Source organism: Vibrio sabulosilitoris (assembly GCF_055391395.1).
Map to the genome: position 1 here is coordinate 1564966 of NZ_AP029599.1, position 16232 is coordinate 1581197.

The following is a 16232-nucleotide window of genomic DNA, read 5'->3' on the forward strand; positions in this document are numbered from 1 at the left end:
GATGAATCTATTCAAAAGCATAATTGTGCTCTTCATTGCGCTGAGTGTCGGTTGCAGTGCAGATATTGATGATTACGGGCAAACTAGCCCGGACTTTGATCTGTTTGGTTTTTTCGATGGTCGGGTAAAAGCTTGGGGCATGGTCCAAGATTACTCTGACAAACAGACACGCCGCTTCGAGGTTGACATTGTTGGTGTGATTGATGGGCAAACCTTGACCTTGGTTGAAGACTTTGTGTTTGACGACGGGGAGCTTTCACAGCGCATTTGGGTCATTACGCGCCAAGGCCCAGGTCAATATACAGGGACTGCCGACGATGTGGTGGGTGAGGCTACCGGTGTCGCATCTGGCAACGCACTCAACTGGCGCTACCAGATGGATCTAGCCGTCAGCGGCGATACTTACAGGGTGACCTTCGATGACTGGATGTATCGTCAAGATGAGCGCAACATGTTCAACATCGCTACCATCAGCAAATTTGGCGTCGATGTGGGCACCGTGACGCTATTTTTCACCAAGGTCGATGCTCCATAGCCATCGGTTTTAGGATTGCTGTCTTCCTTACTATCCCGTCCCTAACATCACTCTAGTGTCGACCTCTCTTACGCCGATATTGCGCCACTATATGGCTTTAACATTGATGACGTTAACATTGTTTCTCGCGTCAAATCATAGCGCTGTGCTGCTTTTTTGGGCTGTCACAAGAATGTGCGTAACTCAATGATAATAGGTGATATTTTTTTCCAACGATAAATTTGCTCTTCAAAAGGCCTTGCAGTGTTGGTAGCGATAAGTAGCGTAGAAAAGTCCATTTGTTAGATTAATGTTGAAAATACGCGCCGAAAGACAGGATAAAGTGCCAAGATTGGCTAAAATATCAGCGCAACTTATATATCTGACTGTAAAACCTGTTGTTTTAGCGTGGTAAATGTTGATGTGTGCCATTGGGTGTAGAATTAAATGCTGACAATGTGCGGTATTGGGCAAATTATTGTGCGTTTGATTACATTTTTGTGGCAAATTACTCCGGTGATTGGTAATGTGTGCTCTATCTGTAGGTGATGAAGGGATTTTTAGGTCATTTATACAGCCTAAGCCCGCAGCTTTTCGTTCAAGCTGGCAGCTACAGAAGTCATGGATGCAAAAATATAACTTGGAGTTTAATGCATGTATAAGAATAAAATTACTCGCGCTCTCTTCTTGGGTGCGGGCCTGTCACTTGCGCTTGTTGGTTGTGGCGATAAGCCAGAAGAAAAACAAGCGGTTCAACCTGAATCTCAATCTCAAACTTCAGAATCTGGCCTAGCGGCTGTCCAAGAGCTGGTACGCGGTAATGGTACTGAGGTTGCATCTATCGACCCACACAAAACGGAAGGTGTACCAGAGTCTCACGTTATTCGTGATCTTCTGGAAGGTCTAGTAAACCAAGATGCAGATGGTAACACTATCCCTGGTGTTGCAGAGAGCTGGGAAACAGAAGACAACAAAACCTTCGTTTTCAATCTGCGTAAGGATGCTAAGTGGTCAAATGGCGATCCTGTGACGGCGGAAGACTTCGTTTACAGCTTCAAGCGCGCTGTTGATCCTGCAACCGCGTCTCCTTACTCTTGGTACATCGAATACACCACGCTTGAGAATGCCAAAGAGATCATTGCCGGTGAAGCCGACAAGGAAACGCTGGGCGTACGTGCTATCGACGAGCACACACTCGAGCTGAAAACCACGAAAGCCCTACCATACTTCGTGGCAATGATGGGTCACACCACCATGAAGCCAGTACACCGTGAAACGATTGAAGCACACGGCGACAACTGGACCAAGCCTGGAAATTTTGTTGGCAATGGTGCCTTCACGTTGAATAACTGGGTTGTCAACGAGCGTATTGAGCTTGTACGTAGTGAGACCTACTGGGATAACGACAACACCACACTAGACAAAGTGACATTCCTGCCGATTGAAAACCAAATTGCAGAGATGAACCGCTTCCTATCGGGTGAAATCCACATCACTGACGAACTGCCTATAGAGCACTTCAGCCGTCTACAAAAAGAGCACCCTGAGTCAGTATCGGTTCAAGGTTTCCTGTGTACGTACTACTACGGCTTTAATAATGAAAAAGCACCATTTGATGACGTGCGCGTACGTACTGCACTGTCTTACGCCATCGACCGCGATGTGGTATCAAACATCATCATGGGCCAAGGTGAAAAACCAGCTTACTTCCTAACCCCAGAGGTAACCGCAGGCTTCAACCCTGATATGCCAGCTTACGCTGAGCTGTCTCAGGAAGAGCGTGTTGAAGAGGCGAAGAAGCTACTGGCTGAGGCAGGCTTTGATGCATCTAACCCACTTAAATTCAACCTGCTATACAACACCAGTGAGAACCATCGTAAAGTGGCTACGGCCATACAGTCAATGTGGAAACAAGCACTGGGTGTTGATGCAACGCTTGAAAACCAAGAGTGGAAAACCTACCTAGATACGCGTCGTCAGGGTAACTTTGATGTAACTCGTGCTGGTTGGTGTGGTGACTATAATGAGGCCTCTTCTTTCTTAACGCTGATGCACTCAAATAACACCTCAAACGATCCAAAGTACGCTAGCGAAGAGTACGACCAGGTAATGGAGAGTGCAATGCTTACGACTAGCGATGAAGAGCGCCAAGCACTGTATCTAGAAGCTGAGAAACTGCTTGCGCAAGACATGCCGATTGCTCCTATCTACCAATACGTGAAATCTCGCCTAGTGTCGCCGCAAGTCGGTGGTTTCCCAAGCAACAATGCGGAAGACAAGATCTTCTCAAAAGACTTGTACCTCAAAGCGCAATAATCACGTATCACGCTAAAAACTATAACAATTAGGGCCTGTCATGGCAGGCCCTTGATTTTCTATTACCCGGATTTGGTAGTAGACCTTGCTAATTAACATATGTCACAGACTGGAAGAGTGAGATTATGCTTAAATTCATTGCTAAAAGGATCTTTGAAGCGATTCCAACCATGTTGGTTTTGATCACGGTTTCTTTCTTTCTTATGCGTTTCGCGCCAGGTAATCCATTCTCTACCGAGCGCCCACTACCACCTGAGGTAATGGCCAATATCAACGCAAAATACGGCTTGGATAAGCCGGTTATCGAGCAATATTTCACTTACCTTGGCAATATTGCTCAAGGTGATTTCGGCCCTTCATTTAAATACAAAGACTTTACCGTAAATGAGCTTATCGCTAGCTCGCTGCCGGTATCGGCGAAAGTCGGCTTTGCCGCGTTTATCTTTACCGTATTGATGGGGGTCAGCGTCGGCACCATTGCTGCACTGCGGCAAAATACCTGGCTCGACTATTCAATCATGGCCACCGCCATGCTCGGGGTAGTGATGCCATCCTTTGTGTTGGCACCGGTTCTGATTTATGTCTTCTCTATCAACCTTGGTTGGCTCCCGGCTGGTGGCTGGCATGATGGTTCGTTCAAGTATATGGCACTGCCTGTGCTTGGGATGTCTCTACTTTACGTGGCAACGTTTGCTCGTATCACGCGTGGCTCAATGATAGAGACGCTTAACAGTAACTTTATCCGCACGGCACGTGCCAAAGGGCTGAGCTACCGCTACATTATTCTTAAGCACGCCCTACGTCCTGCCTTACTGCCCGTTGTCTCGTACATGGGACCAGCCTTTGTCGGCATCATTACTGGCTCGGTAGTGATTGAGACCATCTTTGGCCTGCCGGGGATCGGTAAGCTGTTTGTTAACGCCGCCTTTAACCGCGACTACTCGCTGGTGATGGGGGTGACCATCCTGATTGGTTTCTTGTTTATTTTGTTCAATGCGGTTGTCGATATTCTATTGGCCTACATTGATCCTAAGATTCGCTACTAGGTTGGAGTTTTGACATGTTGACGAAAAAAGAAAATTTAGATGCGATCGAAAAATTCTCAGAAAACCTAGAGATCGAGGGTCGCAGCCTTTGGCAAGACGCGCGCATTCGTTTTATGCGTAACAAAGCGGCGATGGCGAGCCTGATCATTCTGATTGTGATGACCCTCTCGGTGATCTTCTTGCCGATGATTGCCCCATTTGGCTATGCCGAGACCGATTGGTACGCGATTCACTCAGCGCCATCGCTCAAGCACTGGTTTGGTACCGACGCATTGGGTCGCGACTTGTACGTACGAACCCTAGTTGGTGGGCGTGTGTCACTGATGGTAGGCATTATGGGCGCGCTGGTTGCCGTAGTGATTGGTACCCTGTATGGCGCGGCATCGGGCTTTATCGGGGGTAAGGTGGATCGCGTGATGATGCGTATCCTCGAGATCCTCTACGCGGTGCCGTTTATGTTCCTAGTTATCGTACTGGTGACCATCTTTGGCCGTAATATCGTATTGATCTTTGTCGCGATTGGCGCAATTGCGTGGCTGGATATGGCGCGTATCGTTCGCGGTCAGACACTGAGCCTGCGCAGCAAAGAGTTTATTGAAGCGGCGCACGTTTGTGGCGTGAGCAAATGGAACATTATCACTCGTCACATCGTACCGAATGTACTGGGTATTGTGGCAGTGTACTCAACCTTGTTGATCCCAAGCATGATCTTGACCGAATCCTTCCTATCGTTCCTTGGCCTTGGTGTGCAAGAGCCGATGACCAGTTGGGGTGCGCTATTGCAAGAGGGCGCGAACACCATGGAAGTGGCGATTTGGCAGCTGATTTTCCCTGCGCTATTTATGGTCGTGACCCTGTTCTGCTTTAACTATGTGGGTGATGGTCTGCGTGATGCGCTTGACCCGAAAGACCGTTAAGACAAGATTGAGGAAGTAACAATGAGCTTATTAGACGTTAAAGATTTGCGTGTCGAGTTTACTACTCAAGATGGTATTGTCACCGCAGTCAATGATTTGAACTTCTCACTGAATCAAGGTGAGACATTGGGTATCGTGGGTGAGTCCGGCTCGGGCAAATCACAAACGGTATTCTCGATTATGGGCCTTTTGGCCAAAAACGGCATTATCTCGGGTAGTGCCAAATTTGAAGGTCGTGAGATCCTAAACCTGCCAGAGAAAGAGCTGAATAAGGTTCGTGCTGAGCAGATCGCGATGATCTTCCAAGACCCAATGACCTCGCTCAATCCTTACATGAAGGTCAGCGATCAGCTAATGGAAGTGCTGATGCTGCACAAGGGGATGGGCAAAGCCGAGGCATTTGAAGAATCGGTACGCATGCTTGAAGCGGTGAAGATCCCAGAGGCGCGCAAGCGTATCACTATGTACCCACACGAATTCTCAGGCGGTATGCGCCAGCGTGTGATGATCGCAATGGCGCTGTTGTGTCGTCCGAAGCTGTTGATTGCTGATGAGCCGACCACCGCGCTTGACGTGACGGTCCAAGCCCAGATCATGGATCTGCTTAACGAGCTTAAAACCGAATTCAACACCGCGATCATTATGATCACTCACGATCTGGGTGTGGTCGCAGGCTCGTGTGACAAGGTATTGGTGATGTATGCCGGTCGTACCATGGAGTACGGTACGGTAGATGATATCTTCTATAACCCAAGTCACCCGTACGCTGAGGGGCTGCTCAAAGCAATCCCTCGCTTGGATATCGTAGGCGAATCTTTGCCGACAATTCCAGGCAACCCACCAAACTTGTTGCGTCTGCCACCGGGCTGCCCTTATCAAGAGCGTTGTCACCGTGTGACGGATCGTTGTAAACAAGAAGCACCTATCTTGCAGCCATTTGGTCAAGACCGTCAGCGTGCATGTTTTTCTGATTGGGAGGCTTGGGCAAAATGAGCGCAGAAAAGAAACTACTACTCGATGTAAAAGATTTGAAAGTGCACTTTAGCATCGCATCAAAGTCGGCTTGGCCATGGAGCAAACCGGCAAACCTGAAAGCCGTCGATGGTGTCGGTATTCGCCTTTACGAGGGTGAGACCCTTGGCGTAGTGGGGGAGTCGGGCTGTGGTAAGTCAACCTTCGCTCGTGCGATCATCGGCCTAGTAGAAGCCACCGACGGTGAGGTGGTTTGGCTTGGTCAAGATGTGACCAAGATGAAAGAGGTTGAGCGCCGCGATACTCGCAAAGAGATGCAGATGATCTTCCAAGACCCGCTTGCATCGCTTAACCCGCGTATGACTGTGGGCGATATTATTGCCGAGCCACTGCGTACCTTCTACCCGTCTTTGTCTAAAGACGAAGTGAAGGCGCAGGTTAAAGAGATGATGGCGCGCGTAGGCTTGCTGCCTAACGTGATTAACCGCTACCCACATGAATTTTCTGGGGGCCAGTGTCAGCGTATTGGTATTGCGCGTGCACTTATCTTGAAGCCGAAGATGATCATCTGTGATGAGCCAGTGTCGGCGCTCGATGTATCGATTCAAGCTCAGGTAGTCAATCTGCTTAAAGAGCTGCAAAATGAGTTTGGTTTGTCGTTGGTGTTTATTGCTCACGATCTCTCTGTGGTTAAGCACATCTCAGATCGTGTGTTGGTGATGTATCTCGGTAATGCGGTTGAGCTTGGTGAGGCCGACGCGCTGTTCTCTGAGCCAAAGCACCCATACACCCGCGCTTTGATGTCAGCCGTACCGATCCCTGACCCTAAAATCGAGCGCAACAAGAAGATTGAGATGCTTGAGGGCGATCTCCCATCACCAATCAACCCGCCATCAGGCTGCGTATTCCGCACCCGCTGCCCACAAGCAACGGACGAGTGCGCCAAGCGCAAGCCAACCATACAAGGCAGTGATGTCCACGCCGTATCTTGCTTGCACGTTGCAGTTTAATTAATTACCGATTCAGCCTGTGACAGGCTTAAGCGCGGCATTCCTCGGAAGCCGCGCTTTTTTTTCCTTTCGGAAAAAAGAGGGGCGGGGTACGAATTACACTTCGTTCCAAGTAGCGAGGAGTCCTAGCATACTCGCAATTCAAAGGGAAGATCTTGCGCGAAGACACTAAGGTCTGATCGATTTCAAAAAGATTGGCCACTTGCAATATAGATTGTGACTTTTTCTATACTCGTCTATTAGTTGAGGTAATGTGGAACACTGATAACAAACATGCCTTTGCCCTGAAATGAGTTGAGACAAGTTACAGTCGGTGAGGTAACTTCAAAAGTTCGCATTAGGTTTTGTAATCCAAAGGTGGCTACCTTTAATTGACCACTACACGCCACCTGTTCGTAAGCTTAAAAGCTACATTGAGAATATCGATAAATTTAAATTAATCATTCTTGATAATGCATATGTTGATTGTTCCCGAATTCAACTGCGAAGTGCGACACTCTCCAATATCAAGCAGCTAAAGCCATTTTGGTAAATACAATGGCTGGCTGTTTGAAGCCTAAACACTTTCTTGGTCGATAATTTATCCGCGATAAAGCAAACTCTATATCAATGTCCGTCACCGTCGATAGATCGGTTCCTTTCTTCACATATTGCCTCAAAAGGCCGTTCGCATTCTCATTAGCACCTCGCTCCCAAGAGCTATAGGGATGAGCAAAGTACACATCTGCCTCCAACTCTTTTGCGATAGTTTCATGACCTGCAAACTCTCGCCCGTTGTCCGCGGTGATGGTATGCACATGCTCCTTGTAAGGCATGAGTAGCTCTATTGTCGCCTGGGTAACGTCATCGGCTGACTTAGATGGTACTTTCTTTACCAAGTAAAACCGGGTCTTACGCTCTAAAATAGTTACCATTGCGCCTGTACCATGCTTACCTAGAACAGTGTCAATTTCCCAGTCACCAAACCGCTCTCTGCTGTCAACAATGCTTGGTCTGTCATCAATTGAAACGGCATTCTTAATCGCAGGAGCTTTCTCTTTTTTACCGCGACGATACCGCTTATGGCCTTGCCTCAAGTGGCGATATAATTTACCGCCTGAGCGCTTGTCGCTAGCAACAAAACGATAAATCCACTCATGGCTGACTGCTGCGCCGGCTTTCGTTAAGACGTTGGATATCTGCTCTGGACTCCAATCCGCCTCTAGAAGAAGACGAATAAAGTCAACACGTTCCTCTGGAATTCGGTATTTTAGTGCAGCTCTCCGTCTGGTGATGGACACCATCTGTGCCGTGCTTGGACAGTAATGATTGCTCTTACGGCCTCTTTTTAGCTCTCGATAAACCGTCGAGCGATGGCATTGAACTGTTTTAGCGATTTCAGAAACTGAAATTCCCCGTTCCAAAAGAGCAGAAATCTGGTATCTTCTGCCCTCGGTCAACTGCTGATAATTCATGGTAGTACTGCTTGTTTCTTTGGCGAGAAGAGCGTACCACTTTCAGCAGTTGGCTTCCTCTTCTACACCTTCCCATGAATGTCGCACTTATTATCTGAAATCGGGTTTCATAAAGTAGAATTATGGAACTGTATTCTAAATTTACATGAAGTAATGGGTTGCTTCATCTATTCTCAACTAACTAAAACTGAACGTAAGAGATAATAATTACAAAAATACTATTGCTTTGTTGCACAACATTGCTAAGTTCCTTTCCGTCTTTTGCCAGTAATGACATTGATTGGTCTAGCCCCGGCATAGACCTAGAGTTACAGCAGGGTAAATCGTACCAACAAAACATTCTCATAGGTAACTTACCTTCTGTGAATAAAATCAAGATAAGAGCCAGTAAGTCCATTAAAGATTGGATTTCTATCTCGCCTAGCGTAATTAAAAAACCAATGCCAAACAAATACTACAGTGTAAATATTATAGTTAACATTCCAGATGATGAATTAATTGGTAGCTACTTTGGGAGGTTGAGGGTTATCTCTGTCAACCCAAAAGAAGAGATATCTGAGCCTCTCGATATATCGTTGGATATTACAGAGGGGCGACTGGCAGTATTGCCCGAACAACCAGGTGAGGAAAACGATGAAACAGTGCAAGGAGTAGACTCTGATGGAGATGGGGTTCGAGATGACATACAAATATATATAGCTAGGCAGTTTTCAGAATCAGAGGCAATTGCTGAAGCAATGATTGATCTGGCTAGAGTTTATCAAAAAATATTGGCTCAGTCAGACTCTGAGAGCAAATCAATCGAAAACTACAAACTATATGACTTGGCATGGAATTGTGCTTACTTCGCTCTGCAAGGAGACACAAAACCGATTAGGGTTTTAGAGGCCAAAGTTCTCAGCACTAGAGAAAGAACTAAGGCATATATAGCTTTTAACAATCATCTAGCTACGGCTGATATTTCTACTACCACGGAAAATGATTACTCCAAATTGTGTACTTTCGATATTAATAGTTTATTGGTGGATGATGATGAAATATAGACTAGCAGTGTTATGTGGATTATTGTTTAGTTTTGATGGGATAGCAAAGGATAGAGATATTTGCCCTATTGGGCTTACTTTATTCTATTCAAATGGAGTCCTCGGGACAGTAAATAAAACCAAAGAGTCATTGCTAGCCCTGAAATCTGAGCTGACAAAAAAAACTGTTGATACTGAGTTAGAGGGACAGATTTTTTATAAACCTATTTTTAATCCGTCTAACGGTATTCTTGACTTTTTTGAAGCTGTTGAGCAAAAGCTTAATGTTGAAGAGACGAAAATGTGGTTATACATTTCTGGCGTTGAACCTATGCCAGAAGAGCTAAAAAAAGAGTTCGCGAGAATAGCACAGAAAAGAATTGAAGAGTCAAATATAAACCAAATAGTGAGGTCACATGTAGTAAAATACACTAACGAGTTAGATCAAGGCAGAAAAATTGTAGTTGTCGCCCACTCTCAGGGTAACTTTTTTGCAAATCAGTCATATTATTTAATCGATGCAGACTTACAAAGAAGTTTTGGTATAGTCGCTGTCGCTAGCCCTGCATCTTACGTTCCTGGTGGTGGGCTACACACCACGATTACCGAAGACTTGGTGATGGCAAGTGTTCCTGGTTCATTAGAGCCAAATGTAAACAACTTTTCAGGCTACAATTATGGTGACTACACTGGCCATGGCTTTGTTGAATCATATATGCACAATGGAACTGAAGCTAGGAATAAAATTATCAGTGATACGTTAAAAACATATGAACGACTTTACTTTGATTCAGAGAAACATGGTACGGGAGGCTTTTCAGCAATATTGACTTGGCGCGATCAAGATGACGTTGATCTTCATGTTTTAGAGCCGTCAGGCACTCACGTGTACTATGACAACCCTAAAGGCCAAGGTACATTAGATGCTGATTTAAGTAATGGCACAGGTCCTGAGAAATATTACATCGCGTGTCAAGACTTACAAACAGGTACTTATCGCGTTTCTGTAAGTTATGTGATTGACCTATTTAAGCTTCCGATGGAGGAAGACGCATTTACAAAAATAGAAACTCCAAACTATTCAGAAGCTAAGGGTCAGAGTTACTGCGCTGAGTGTGGATCATTATCCTATCGACAACCAGTTCGCCAGTTTGATATAAAAGTTAAAGGCAATAAACTGAAGGGTTTTATGTATAAGGTGAATTAGTAGTCTCAGCATCTAACAACTGACGTACTACAATCTTACCTGAGATATAAATAGTTCTAGACCAAAAAGCCCAGTGACTGCTGGGCTTCAGACTACTGTCGTACGATATGTATATCTTCGATAATAAAAGTAATCCGTAATCTTATAATTTAGCAAATTCTATAAAACGCTTTTGTCCAGAACCTTGCTGGTTGGCATCGTGACGGTTTTGTGGATGGTCAAGAAACAGCAACAGAACACAGGCAGAATACTGACTGGGCACTTTACTTGTGTAACCAGAATTTATTGTCCACTGACAAATCTCGCCCTCGCCATGTATTTGTGTCACCGTGTATTTGACAGAACGGGTAGCGCGTTATACTTGTTCCAGGGGGAATGAAACCTCTCAACACCAACAGATGCCTCGCCTCTCGTAGGGGAAAGCCCGTACCGGCACCTCGCCCCCTGTGTTTTCCGTCAGTTTTTTTGAATATCTTAATCGGAACTTCTAGGGCATCAATTATGTAATGGTTTCTTATACTCAAGGTTAGATGCATTACAGCGGTCGTGAGGAGTATGGTATGGGTAAGCTGGTCAATGGGGTTTGGCATGATGTGTGGTATGACACGGCCAATAGTGGTGGGAAGTTTATTCGCGAGGATGCTGGGTTCCGCGATTGGATTCGAGATGAGCCCGATGCACAGTTTACGCCTGACTCAGGGCGATATCATTTGTATGTGTCACTGGCTTGTCCTTGGGCGCATCGTACACTGATTTTCCGCCAGCTTAAGGGACTCGAGCCACATATCGATATCTCGATAGTCAGTCCAGATATGCTCAGTGATGGCTGGCAGTTTCCTTGTCCCGAGCCTTTGCATAGCGCGAACTTCTTACACCAGGTTTATACCCACGCAAAGCGCGATTACACGGGACGTGTAACGGTTCCGGTGCTGTGGGATACGCACACTCAGACTATTGTTAGTAACGAGTCCTCCGAGATCATTCGTATGTTCAATTCAGCGTTCGATCGCTTGACGGGAAATGACGACGATTATTATCCGCAGGCACTGCGCGAGCAAATCGATAGTTGGAATGAGTTTATCTATCCCAACATCAACAATGGCGTCTATCGCTGTGGGTTCGCCACGACTCAATCGGCCTATGAGGAGGCGTATCACCAGTTGTTTTCCGCGCTTGATCGCATTGAGCATCACCTGGGTGAGTCGCGTTATTTGGTCGGTGAGCACATCACCGAAGCGGATTGGCGATTGTTTACCACTCTGATCCGCTTCGACTCGGTGTATGTTGGTCATTTTAAATGTAATAAGCAGCGCATCGAAGATTACGTTGCACTTAATGGCTACATGAAAGAGCTGTATCAGTATCGTAAAGTCGCGCTCACCACTAACTTTGAGCATATCAAGCGACACTACTATTTTAGTCATACTGGTATAAATCCCACTCAGGTAGTCCCTGTCGGGCCTGAGTTAGATCTGCTCTCACCACATGGTCGAGAGCAGCTTTAAATGCTGTGAGGCGACTTCACCAAGCGCTAATATACAGGCTATTGAGCCTGCATATTGAGGTCACTTGGCTATAGGTATATACTTCGCCCCGAATTTTGGAGGGGCGACAATGAACCGCAAGAAGAAGATTAACCAGATCTTAAAAACCAAGCAGAAGAAGCAAAATGCCAAACTGCATAAGAGCAATAAGCCACAATACATCTCAAAAGCCGAGCGTGAAAAGATGGCGCAAGAGCAAGTTGAGCCAATGGCTGAAGCGGCAGAAGTTACAACAACAGGTGATTCTCAATAGCCACGTAGCGACTGGCTTGATCAATCAGAGATTGGGCCGTCAAGGAATGCACGCTATACACCACCACTTCGACGCCAAAGCGCTGTTTGATCCGCTCAGCCAACACGTCGAAGTCACCGTCACCAGAGAGTAATACGATGGTATCCACGCTACTGGCCTTCTCATAGATATCTAAAGCAATACCCACATCCCAGTCCCCTTTACTGCTACCGTCCATGCGCTGCGTCAGCGGTTTGAGTTTCACCTCAAAGCCGATGCCACGCAAGATGTGGTGGAACTGGCGCTGTTTCTCTTGTCGACTGGCAATAGCGTAGGCGTAAGCGCTGTCGATAGTGTAGTCAGATGAGACTTGATCCCACAGCTGATTGTAATCAAAGTTGCGCGCGAAGGCCTCGCGAGTGGTGTAATAAATGTTTTGCACATCAACAAAGATGGCCGCGGTCCGTTTGGTTGCCATAATCAGCCCAAGAGAGAAAAGAGGTTAGGGTAACTCAAGGCGCTCGATCGATAAAGCCTTGATCAGCATCTGTAGTCTCGTTACCAGAAAACGCGGCTTAGAAACGATAGGTTATCCCAACGTTGGCTGAGAACTGATTAATCCAATCCGCTTTATAACGAATAATACAATCACCCGTATCTCCGCTAGGTAAATTACACGCTGCACTTGAGCTGCTATCGACCACAGTGCCAAGCCAGCGAAATTGACCGTTGAGATACCAATTAGCTCCGATCTCACCCTCAAGACCGGTAAATAGGCTGGCTGACAAGCCAAACTCGTCGTCTACCCAGCGTGCATTGGTGTAACCGCCACCAATACCAATCCCTAGATAGCTATTAAGTTTGGGCTTAAACGGGTAGTAGGCAGCGCTTTGGAAATGTAAATAGTGAGCACTAACACTCGATGCCACGCTTTCAACCTCAGTACCTTGGTAGTGGTAAAACAAGCCTATTCTTCCTGCTTTAATTGGGGTTTCGATTTGAACAGCAAAACTCTCTGAGGGTTTAAAGTCGTATTCATTGTCTTGTTCGTCGATAACTTTACCGCCCCCGGTAAAGCCAATCCAAGGCGTGATATAGACGTCGGCTGTCACTGATGTGCTATGCACTAAAAGGATGAGAAGAAGAGGAGCGAATAAGTAGGACTTCGCGGTGTTATTACTCATAGTGCATGCTTCCCTGTAATTAAAGAGGCTATATCTTATTTGTGAACATAACATCAGAACTGTTAATAACTTACACTGTATTATTGAACAATAAATGTTCTGCCATATATATTTAGTATGCATGTAATTTACTTAAGGGGAACAAAAATGATGGATCAAGATCTTAGAGCTGCGATCGCGATCGTTGCTGTTATCTTTACGGTATTGATTGGTTTTGGCGTGGTTGCGATCGCCAATTAAGGTTTACCCATGGGGGCCAATTTCGGCACAGTCTCCAATCTCAGCAGTGAGCTGAGTCAGGGGCGATTTGGGCGCTACAGTCTTGGCAAGACAGCACTGGTTACCCAAGGCGGTGGTCAGAGAGGCATTTTTACCGCCGGTGTACTTGATGCCTTTCTGATGAGTGACTTCGACCCGTTTGATGAGTTTTATGGCACCTCAGCAGGGGCAGTGAACCTATGTGCCTTTCTCAGCCGACAGCACACCCTAGGTCGGCAGTTTTTACTTGATGTGACCACCCATGACGAGTTTTTCAGTCTTTTGGGCTTTCTCAAGCAAAACCGTTATCTCAACCTAGAATGGGGATTCGAGCGCTTAAGGCACTTTCCTCTCAAGCTAGACCTTGATCTCGCCCGTCAGGTACTCGGCGAGCGCAAAGCATTTGCTGCTGTGACCTGCGCTAACACTCTCAAGGATCGCTACTTAAACATGCTCGGTGGTAATTGGTTTGAGGTCTTGCTTGCGACCTGCGCAATCCCGTATTTGTATAAGACATCGGTCAGTGTACAGGCACATGATTACTATGATGGTGGCGTGTCAGCGGCAATCCCGGTCCAGCAAGCCTGGCGGAATAATGCTCGAATGATTGTGGTGATCCGCACTGAATCGCAAGAGTTTGAGCTAGCAGAGAAAATGCATGCGCCTCAAGCCTTTCTCAAGCAATCCCCAACCGATGGTCATTGGGAGCAGCAGGTGGAGCGTTGGAAGCAAACTTGGAGCGGCTTTCTTAACGATAAAGTGGGCCAAATTAAGCAGGTTCGCCGGGCTAGGGATAAGCGCGCACGGCTCAGTGGTGCCCAACTCAACGGTGGTCGTTGGCTGTTTGGCGCGCAGGATCTTTATCGCCTAAGTCACCTACTGGGAGAGCGCTTTGATAGCAGCTTTGCTGACATGCTTTTGGTTCACTATCAAACCTATTCTCTGACCCAGCAGTTCCTAAATAACCCGCCCGATGATTGTTTTGTTGCTCAAATTAAGCCTGCTGAACCTCTACGCTCGAGTGCCCTGATGAGCGATAAAGAGGACCTAATCTACGACTATCAATTGGGTTTAGATGCGGGTTATCGCTTTGTAGATATCTTTATGCGATCAAATAAATTAGCCAGTGGTTCGGATAATTTTGCTTTAAAATGATTGGTTTGATCGTTGTTTTGTGACTAAGTTGCCGCGAACTTCTCAACCTGAATGTTGATTGCCCGCGCAAACATTACACACTGTTTGTGACTTTTATCACGCATGAGTGCTAAACTACTTCACAATTACTTCGCAAAGTAAAAAAATTGCTAGGTTATTGATTTAGGAGTTCACTATGTACACGGCTCATCCTGGGCACATTGACCACATAAAACAGATAAACGCTGGCCGTGTGTATAAGCTGATCGACCAAAGGGGGCCGATCTCGCGTATCGACCTGTCCAAACAGAGTGAGCTTGCGCCAGCGAGTATCACCAAAATCACCCGCGAATTGATCGCGGCTCATCTGATCCATGAGACCACGGTACAAGAGGCGACCAGCCGTGGCCGTCCGGCGGTAGGACTGCAAGTCAATAACGAGGGTTGGCAGTTTTTATCGATGCGTCTTGGGCGAGGCTATCTGACCATCGCCTTGCATGAACTCGGTGGTGAGGTGTTAATCGATACCAAAATCGATATTCACGAGATTGACCAAGACGATGTTCTGGCTCGTCTGCTCCACGAGATAGACGAATTCTTTCAGACCTACGCAGAGCAACTCGATCGCGTCACCAGTATTGCAATCACCTTACCAGGCTCGGTCAATTCAGAGCAGGGCGTGATACTGGATATGCCACACTACAACGTCAAAAATCTCGCGCTTGGCCCTGAGATCTACAAGGTGACGGGGCTGCCGGTGTTTATCGCCAATGACACACGCGCCTGGGCACTTGCCGAGAAGCTCTATGGTCACTCGCAAGATAATGATAACTCGGTGCTGATCTCTATCCATCATGGTTTAGGGGCCGGGATTATTGTTGACGGCCGTGTGTTGCAAGGGCGCCACGGAAACATTGGTGAACTGGGGCATATTCAGATCGATCCCGAGGGTAAGCGCTGTCATTGTGGCAATCGAGGCTGCCTTGAGACGGTCGCGAGTTCCCAAGCCATCCGCGAACAGGCGACAGAGCGAATCGCCGCTGGTGAAGCCTCTATCCTTGAACATGACGAGGAGATTTCGGTTGAGAGCATCTGCGCTGCCGCTGAGCAGGGCGATAAACTGGCGATCGATGTGGTCGAGCAACTCGGCCAGCATCTTGGCGCCGCTGTTGCCATTGTGATTAACTTGTTTAATCCCGAAAAAATTTTGATTGGCGGTGCCATCAATCAGGCAAAGGATATCCTCTATCCAGCGATACAAAAGTGTATCGAGAGCCAAACGCTGCCCGCATATCACCGCGAGCTTGAGGTGGTGGAGTCGCGATTCTACAAACAAGCCACCATGCCGGGGGCGGCGCTGATCAAGCAAGCGCTCTATGATGGTCTGTTGCTGATGACTGTGGTTGAGGGCTAGTTGCATCA

The 16232-nt window shown here is 46.8% G+C and carries 16 protein-coding genes; 13 read left to right on the top strand and 3 right to left on the bottom strand.

Features of this window, described 5'->3' with window-relative positions; translation table 11 throughout:
* Position 1: 1 nt before the first annotated feature.
* The 6 genes from ACZ5R2_RS07485 to oppF all read left to right on the top strand — a co-directional run bounded on the left by ACZ5R2_RS07485 (position 2) and on the right by oppF (position 6775).
* On the top strand, positions 2-535 hold the full coding sequence (locus ACZ5R2_RS07485; RefSeq protein ID WP_464901674.1) for a DUF3833 domain-containing protein: 534 nt from the start codon (positions 2-4) through the stop codon (positions 533-535).
* Between the two features lie 633 nt (positions 536-1168).
* A complete protein-coding gene (locus tag ACZ5R2_RS07490; RefSeq protein WP_464901675.1) occupies positions 1169-2830 on the top strand; it encodes an ABC transporter substrate-binding protein in 1662 nt (553 codons plus the stop codon).
* Between the two features lie 125 nt (positions 2831-2955).
* On the top strand, positions 2956-3876 hold the full coding sequence (gene oppB / locus ACZ5R2_RS07495; protein WP_438460756.1) for an oligopeptide ABC transporter permease OppB: 921 nt from the start codon (positions 2956-2958) through the stop codon (positions 3874-3876).
* Positions 3877-3890: 14 nt separating this feature from the next.
* Positions 3891-4793: an oligopeptide ABC transporter permease OppC gene (gene oppC / locus ACZ5R2_RS07500; protein ID WP_438460757.1), complete on the top strand. Its 903-nt coding sequence runs from the start codon at positions 3891-3893 to the stop codon at positions 4791-4793.
* A gap of 21 nt (positions 4794-4814) precedes the next feature.
* Complete coding sequence (gene oppD, locus ACZ5R2_RS07505; RefSeq protein ID WP_464901676.1) at positions 4815-5786, top strand: oligopeptide ABC transporter ATP-binding protein OppD; 972 nt, start codon at positions 4815-4817, stop codon at positions 5784-5786.
* Complete coding sequence (oppF, locus tag ACZ5R2_RS07510) at positions 5783-6775, top strand: murein tripeptide/oligopeptide ABC transporter ATP binding protein OppF (RefSeq protein ID WP_464901677.1); 993 nt, start codon at positions 5783-5785, stop codon at positions 6773-6775. The genes oppD and oppF overlap by 4 nt, the downstream gene beginning before the upstream one ends.
* A gap of 506 nt (positions 6776-7281) precedes the next feature.
* On the opposite strand, the gene ACZ5R2_RS07515 is transcribed toward oppF, so the two are convergent.
* The gene (locus ACZ5R2_RS07515; protein WP_464901678.1) at positions 7282-8229 is read right to left on the bottom strand and encodes an IS30 family transposase; all 948 of its coding nucleotides are present in this window, start codon (positions 8227-8229) and stop codon (positions 7282-7284) included.
* 362 nt (positions 8230-8591) lie between these two features.
* Between ACZ5R2_RS07515 and ACZ5R2_RS07520 the strand changes: the two genes are divergently transcribed.
* The 4 genes from ACZ5R2_RS07520 (at position 8592) to ACZ5R2_RS07535 (ending at position 12255) form a co-directional block, all read left to right on the top strand.
* Positions 8592-9272, top strand: coding sequence for a hypothetical protein (locus tag ACZ5R2_RS07520; RefSeq protein WP_464901679.1), 681 nt, complete (start codon positions 8592-8594; stop codon positions 9270-9272).
* Positions 9262-10458: a hypothetical protein gene (locus ACZ5R2_RS07525; RefSeq protein WP_464919432.1), complete on the top strand. Its 1197-nt coding sequence runs from the start codon at positions 9262-9264 to the stop codon at positions 10456-10458. The genes ACZ5R2_RS07520 and ACZ5R2_RS07525 overlap by 11 nt, the downstream gene beginning before the upstream one ends.
* Before the next feature lie 560 nt (positions 10459-11018).
* On the top strand, positions 11019-11963 hold the full coding sequence (locus tag ACZ5R2_RS07530; RefSeq protein ID WP_464902334.1) for a glutathione S-transferase family protein: 945 nt from the start codon (positions 11019-11021) through the stop codon (positions 11961-11963).
* A gap of 109 nt (positions 11964-12072) precedes the next feature.
* Positions 12073-12255 carry a DUF2986 domain-containing protein gene (locus ACZ5R2_RS07535; protein WP_464901681.1) on the top strand — a complete coding sequence of 61 codons (183 nt, stop codon included), beginning with the start codon at positions 12073-12075 and terminating at the stop codon, positions 12253-12255.
* Here the strand turns inward: ACZ5R2_RS07535 and ACZ5R2_RS07540 are convergent.
* Together ACZ5R2_RS07540 and ACZ5R2_RS07545 are read right to left on the bottom strand one after the other, a co-directional pair.
* Positions 12230-12712 (bottom strand): LabA-like NYN domain-containing protein, encoded by a 483-nt coding sequence (locus ACZ5R2_RS07540; RefSeq protein WP_464901682.1) that lies wholly within the window; start codon positions 12710-12712, stop codon positions 12230-12232. The genes ACZ5R2_RS07535 and ACZ5R2_RS07540 overlap by 26 nt on opposite strands.
* 97 nt (positions 12713-12809) lie before the next feature.
* Positions 12810-13418 carry a porin family protein gene (locus tag ACZ5R2_RS07545; protein WP_464901683.1) on the bottom strand — a complete coding sequence of 203 codons (609 nt, stop codon included), beginning with the start codon at positions 13416-13418 and terminating at the stop codon, positions 12810-12812.
* 147 nt (positions 13419-13565) lie between these two features.
* Here ACZ5R2_RS07545 and cydH point away from each other — a divergent pair, with 147 nt between their 5' ends.
* The 3 genes from cydH (at position 13566) to mlc (ending at position 16224) form a co-directional block, all read left to right on the top strand.
* A complete protein-coding gene (gene cydH / locus ACZ5R2_RS07550; protein ID WP_438460765.1) occupies positions 13566-13658 on the top strand; it encodes a cytochrome bd-I oxidase subunit CydH in 93 nt (30 codons plus the stop codon).
* A 9-nt stretch (positions 13659-13667) separates the two neighbouring features.
* The gene (locus ACZ5R2_RS07555) at positions 13668-14831 is read left to right on the top strand and encodes a patatin-like phospholipase family protein (protein ID WP_464901684.1); all 1164 of its coding nucleotides are present in this window, start codon (positions 13668-13670) and stop codon (positions 14829-14831) included.
* A 175-nt stretch (positions 14832-15006) separates the two neighbouring features.
* Positions 15007-16224 carry a sugar metabolism global transcriptional regulator Mlc gene (mlc, locus tag ACZ5R2_RS07560; RefSeq protein WP_464901685.1) on the top strand — a complete coding sequence of 406 codons (1218 nt, stop codon included), beginning with the start codon at positions 15007-15009 and terminating at the stop codon, positions 16222-16224.
* Positions 16225-16232 lie beyond the last annotated feature (8 nt).

Excerpts from the sequence above, each read along its gene's own strand:
- ACZ5R2_RS07535 (WP_464901681.1), top strand. The coding sequence starts at position 12,073 with ATGAACCGCAAGAAGAAGATTAACCAGATCTTAAAAACCAAGCAGAAG.
- cydH (WP_438460765.1), top strand. The coding sequence starts at position 13,566 with ATGATGGATCAAGATCTTAGAGCTGCGATCGCGATCGTTGCTGTTATC.
- oppD (WP_464901676.1), top strand. The coding sequence starts at position 4,815 with ATGAGCTTATTAGACGTTAAAGATTTGCGTGTCGAGTTTACTACTCAA.
- oppF (WP_464901677.1), top strand. The coding sequence starts at position 5,783 with ATGAGCGCAGAAAAGAAACTACTACTCGATGTAAAAGATTTGAAAGTG.
- ACZ5R2_RS07540 (WP_464901682.1), bottom strand. The coding sequence starts at position 12,712 with ATGGCAACCAAACGGACCGCGGCCATCTTTGTTGATGTGCAAAACATT.
- ACZ5R2_RS07525 (WP_464919432.1), top strand. The coding sequence starts at position 9,262 with ATGAAATATAGACTAGCAGTGTTATGTGGATTATTGTTTAGTTTTGAT.
- ACZ5R2_RS07555 (WP_464901684.1), top strand. The coding sequence starts at position 13,668 with ATGGGGGCCAATTTCGGCACAGTCTCCAATCTCAGCAGTGAGCTGAGT.
- ACZ5R2_RS07485 (WP_464901674.1), top strand. The coding sequence starts at position 2 with ATGAATCTATTCAAAAGCATAATTGTGCTCTTCATTGCGCTGAGTGTC.
- ACZ5R2_RS07490 (WP_464901675.1), top strand. The coding sequence starts at position 1,169 with ATGTATAAGAATAAAATTACTCGCGCTCTCTTCTTGGGTGCGGGCCTG.
- ACZ5R2_RS07530 (WP_464902334.1), top strand. The coding sequence starts at position 11,019 with ATGGGTAAGCTGGTCAATGGGGTTTGGCATGATGTGTGGTATGACACG.
- ACZ5R2_RS07545 (WP_464901683.1), bottom strand. The coding sequence starts at position 13,418 with ATGAGTAATAACACCGCGAAGTCCTACTTATTCGCTCCTCTTCTTCTC.
- ACZ5R2_RS07515 (WP_464901678.1), bottom strand. The coding sequence starts at position 8,229 with ATGAATTATCAGCAGTTGACCGAGGGCAGAAGATACCAGATTTCTGCT.
- oppC (WP_438460757.1), top strand. The coding sequence starts at position 3,891 with ATGTTGACGAAAAAAGAAAATTTAGATGCGATCGAAAAATTCTCAGAA.
- oppB (WP_438460756.1), top strand. The coding sequence starts at position 2,956 with ATGCTTAAATTCATTGCTAAAAGGATCTTTGAAGCGATTCCAACCATG.
- mlc (WP_464901685.1), top strand. The coding sequence starts at position 15,007 with ATGTACACGGCTCATCCTGGGCACATTGACCACATAAAACAGATAAAC.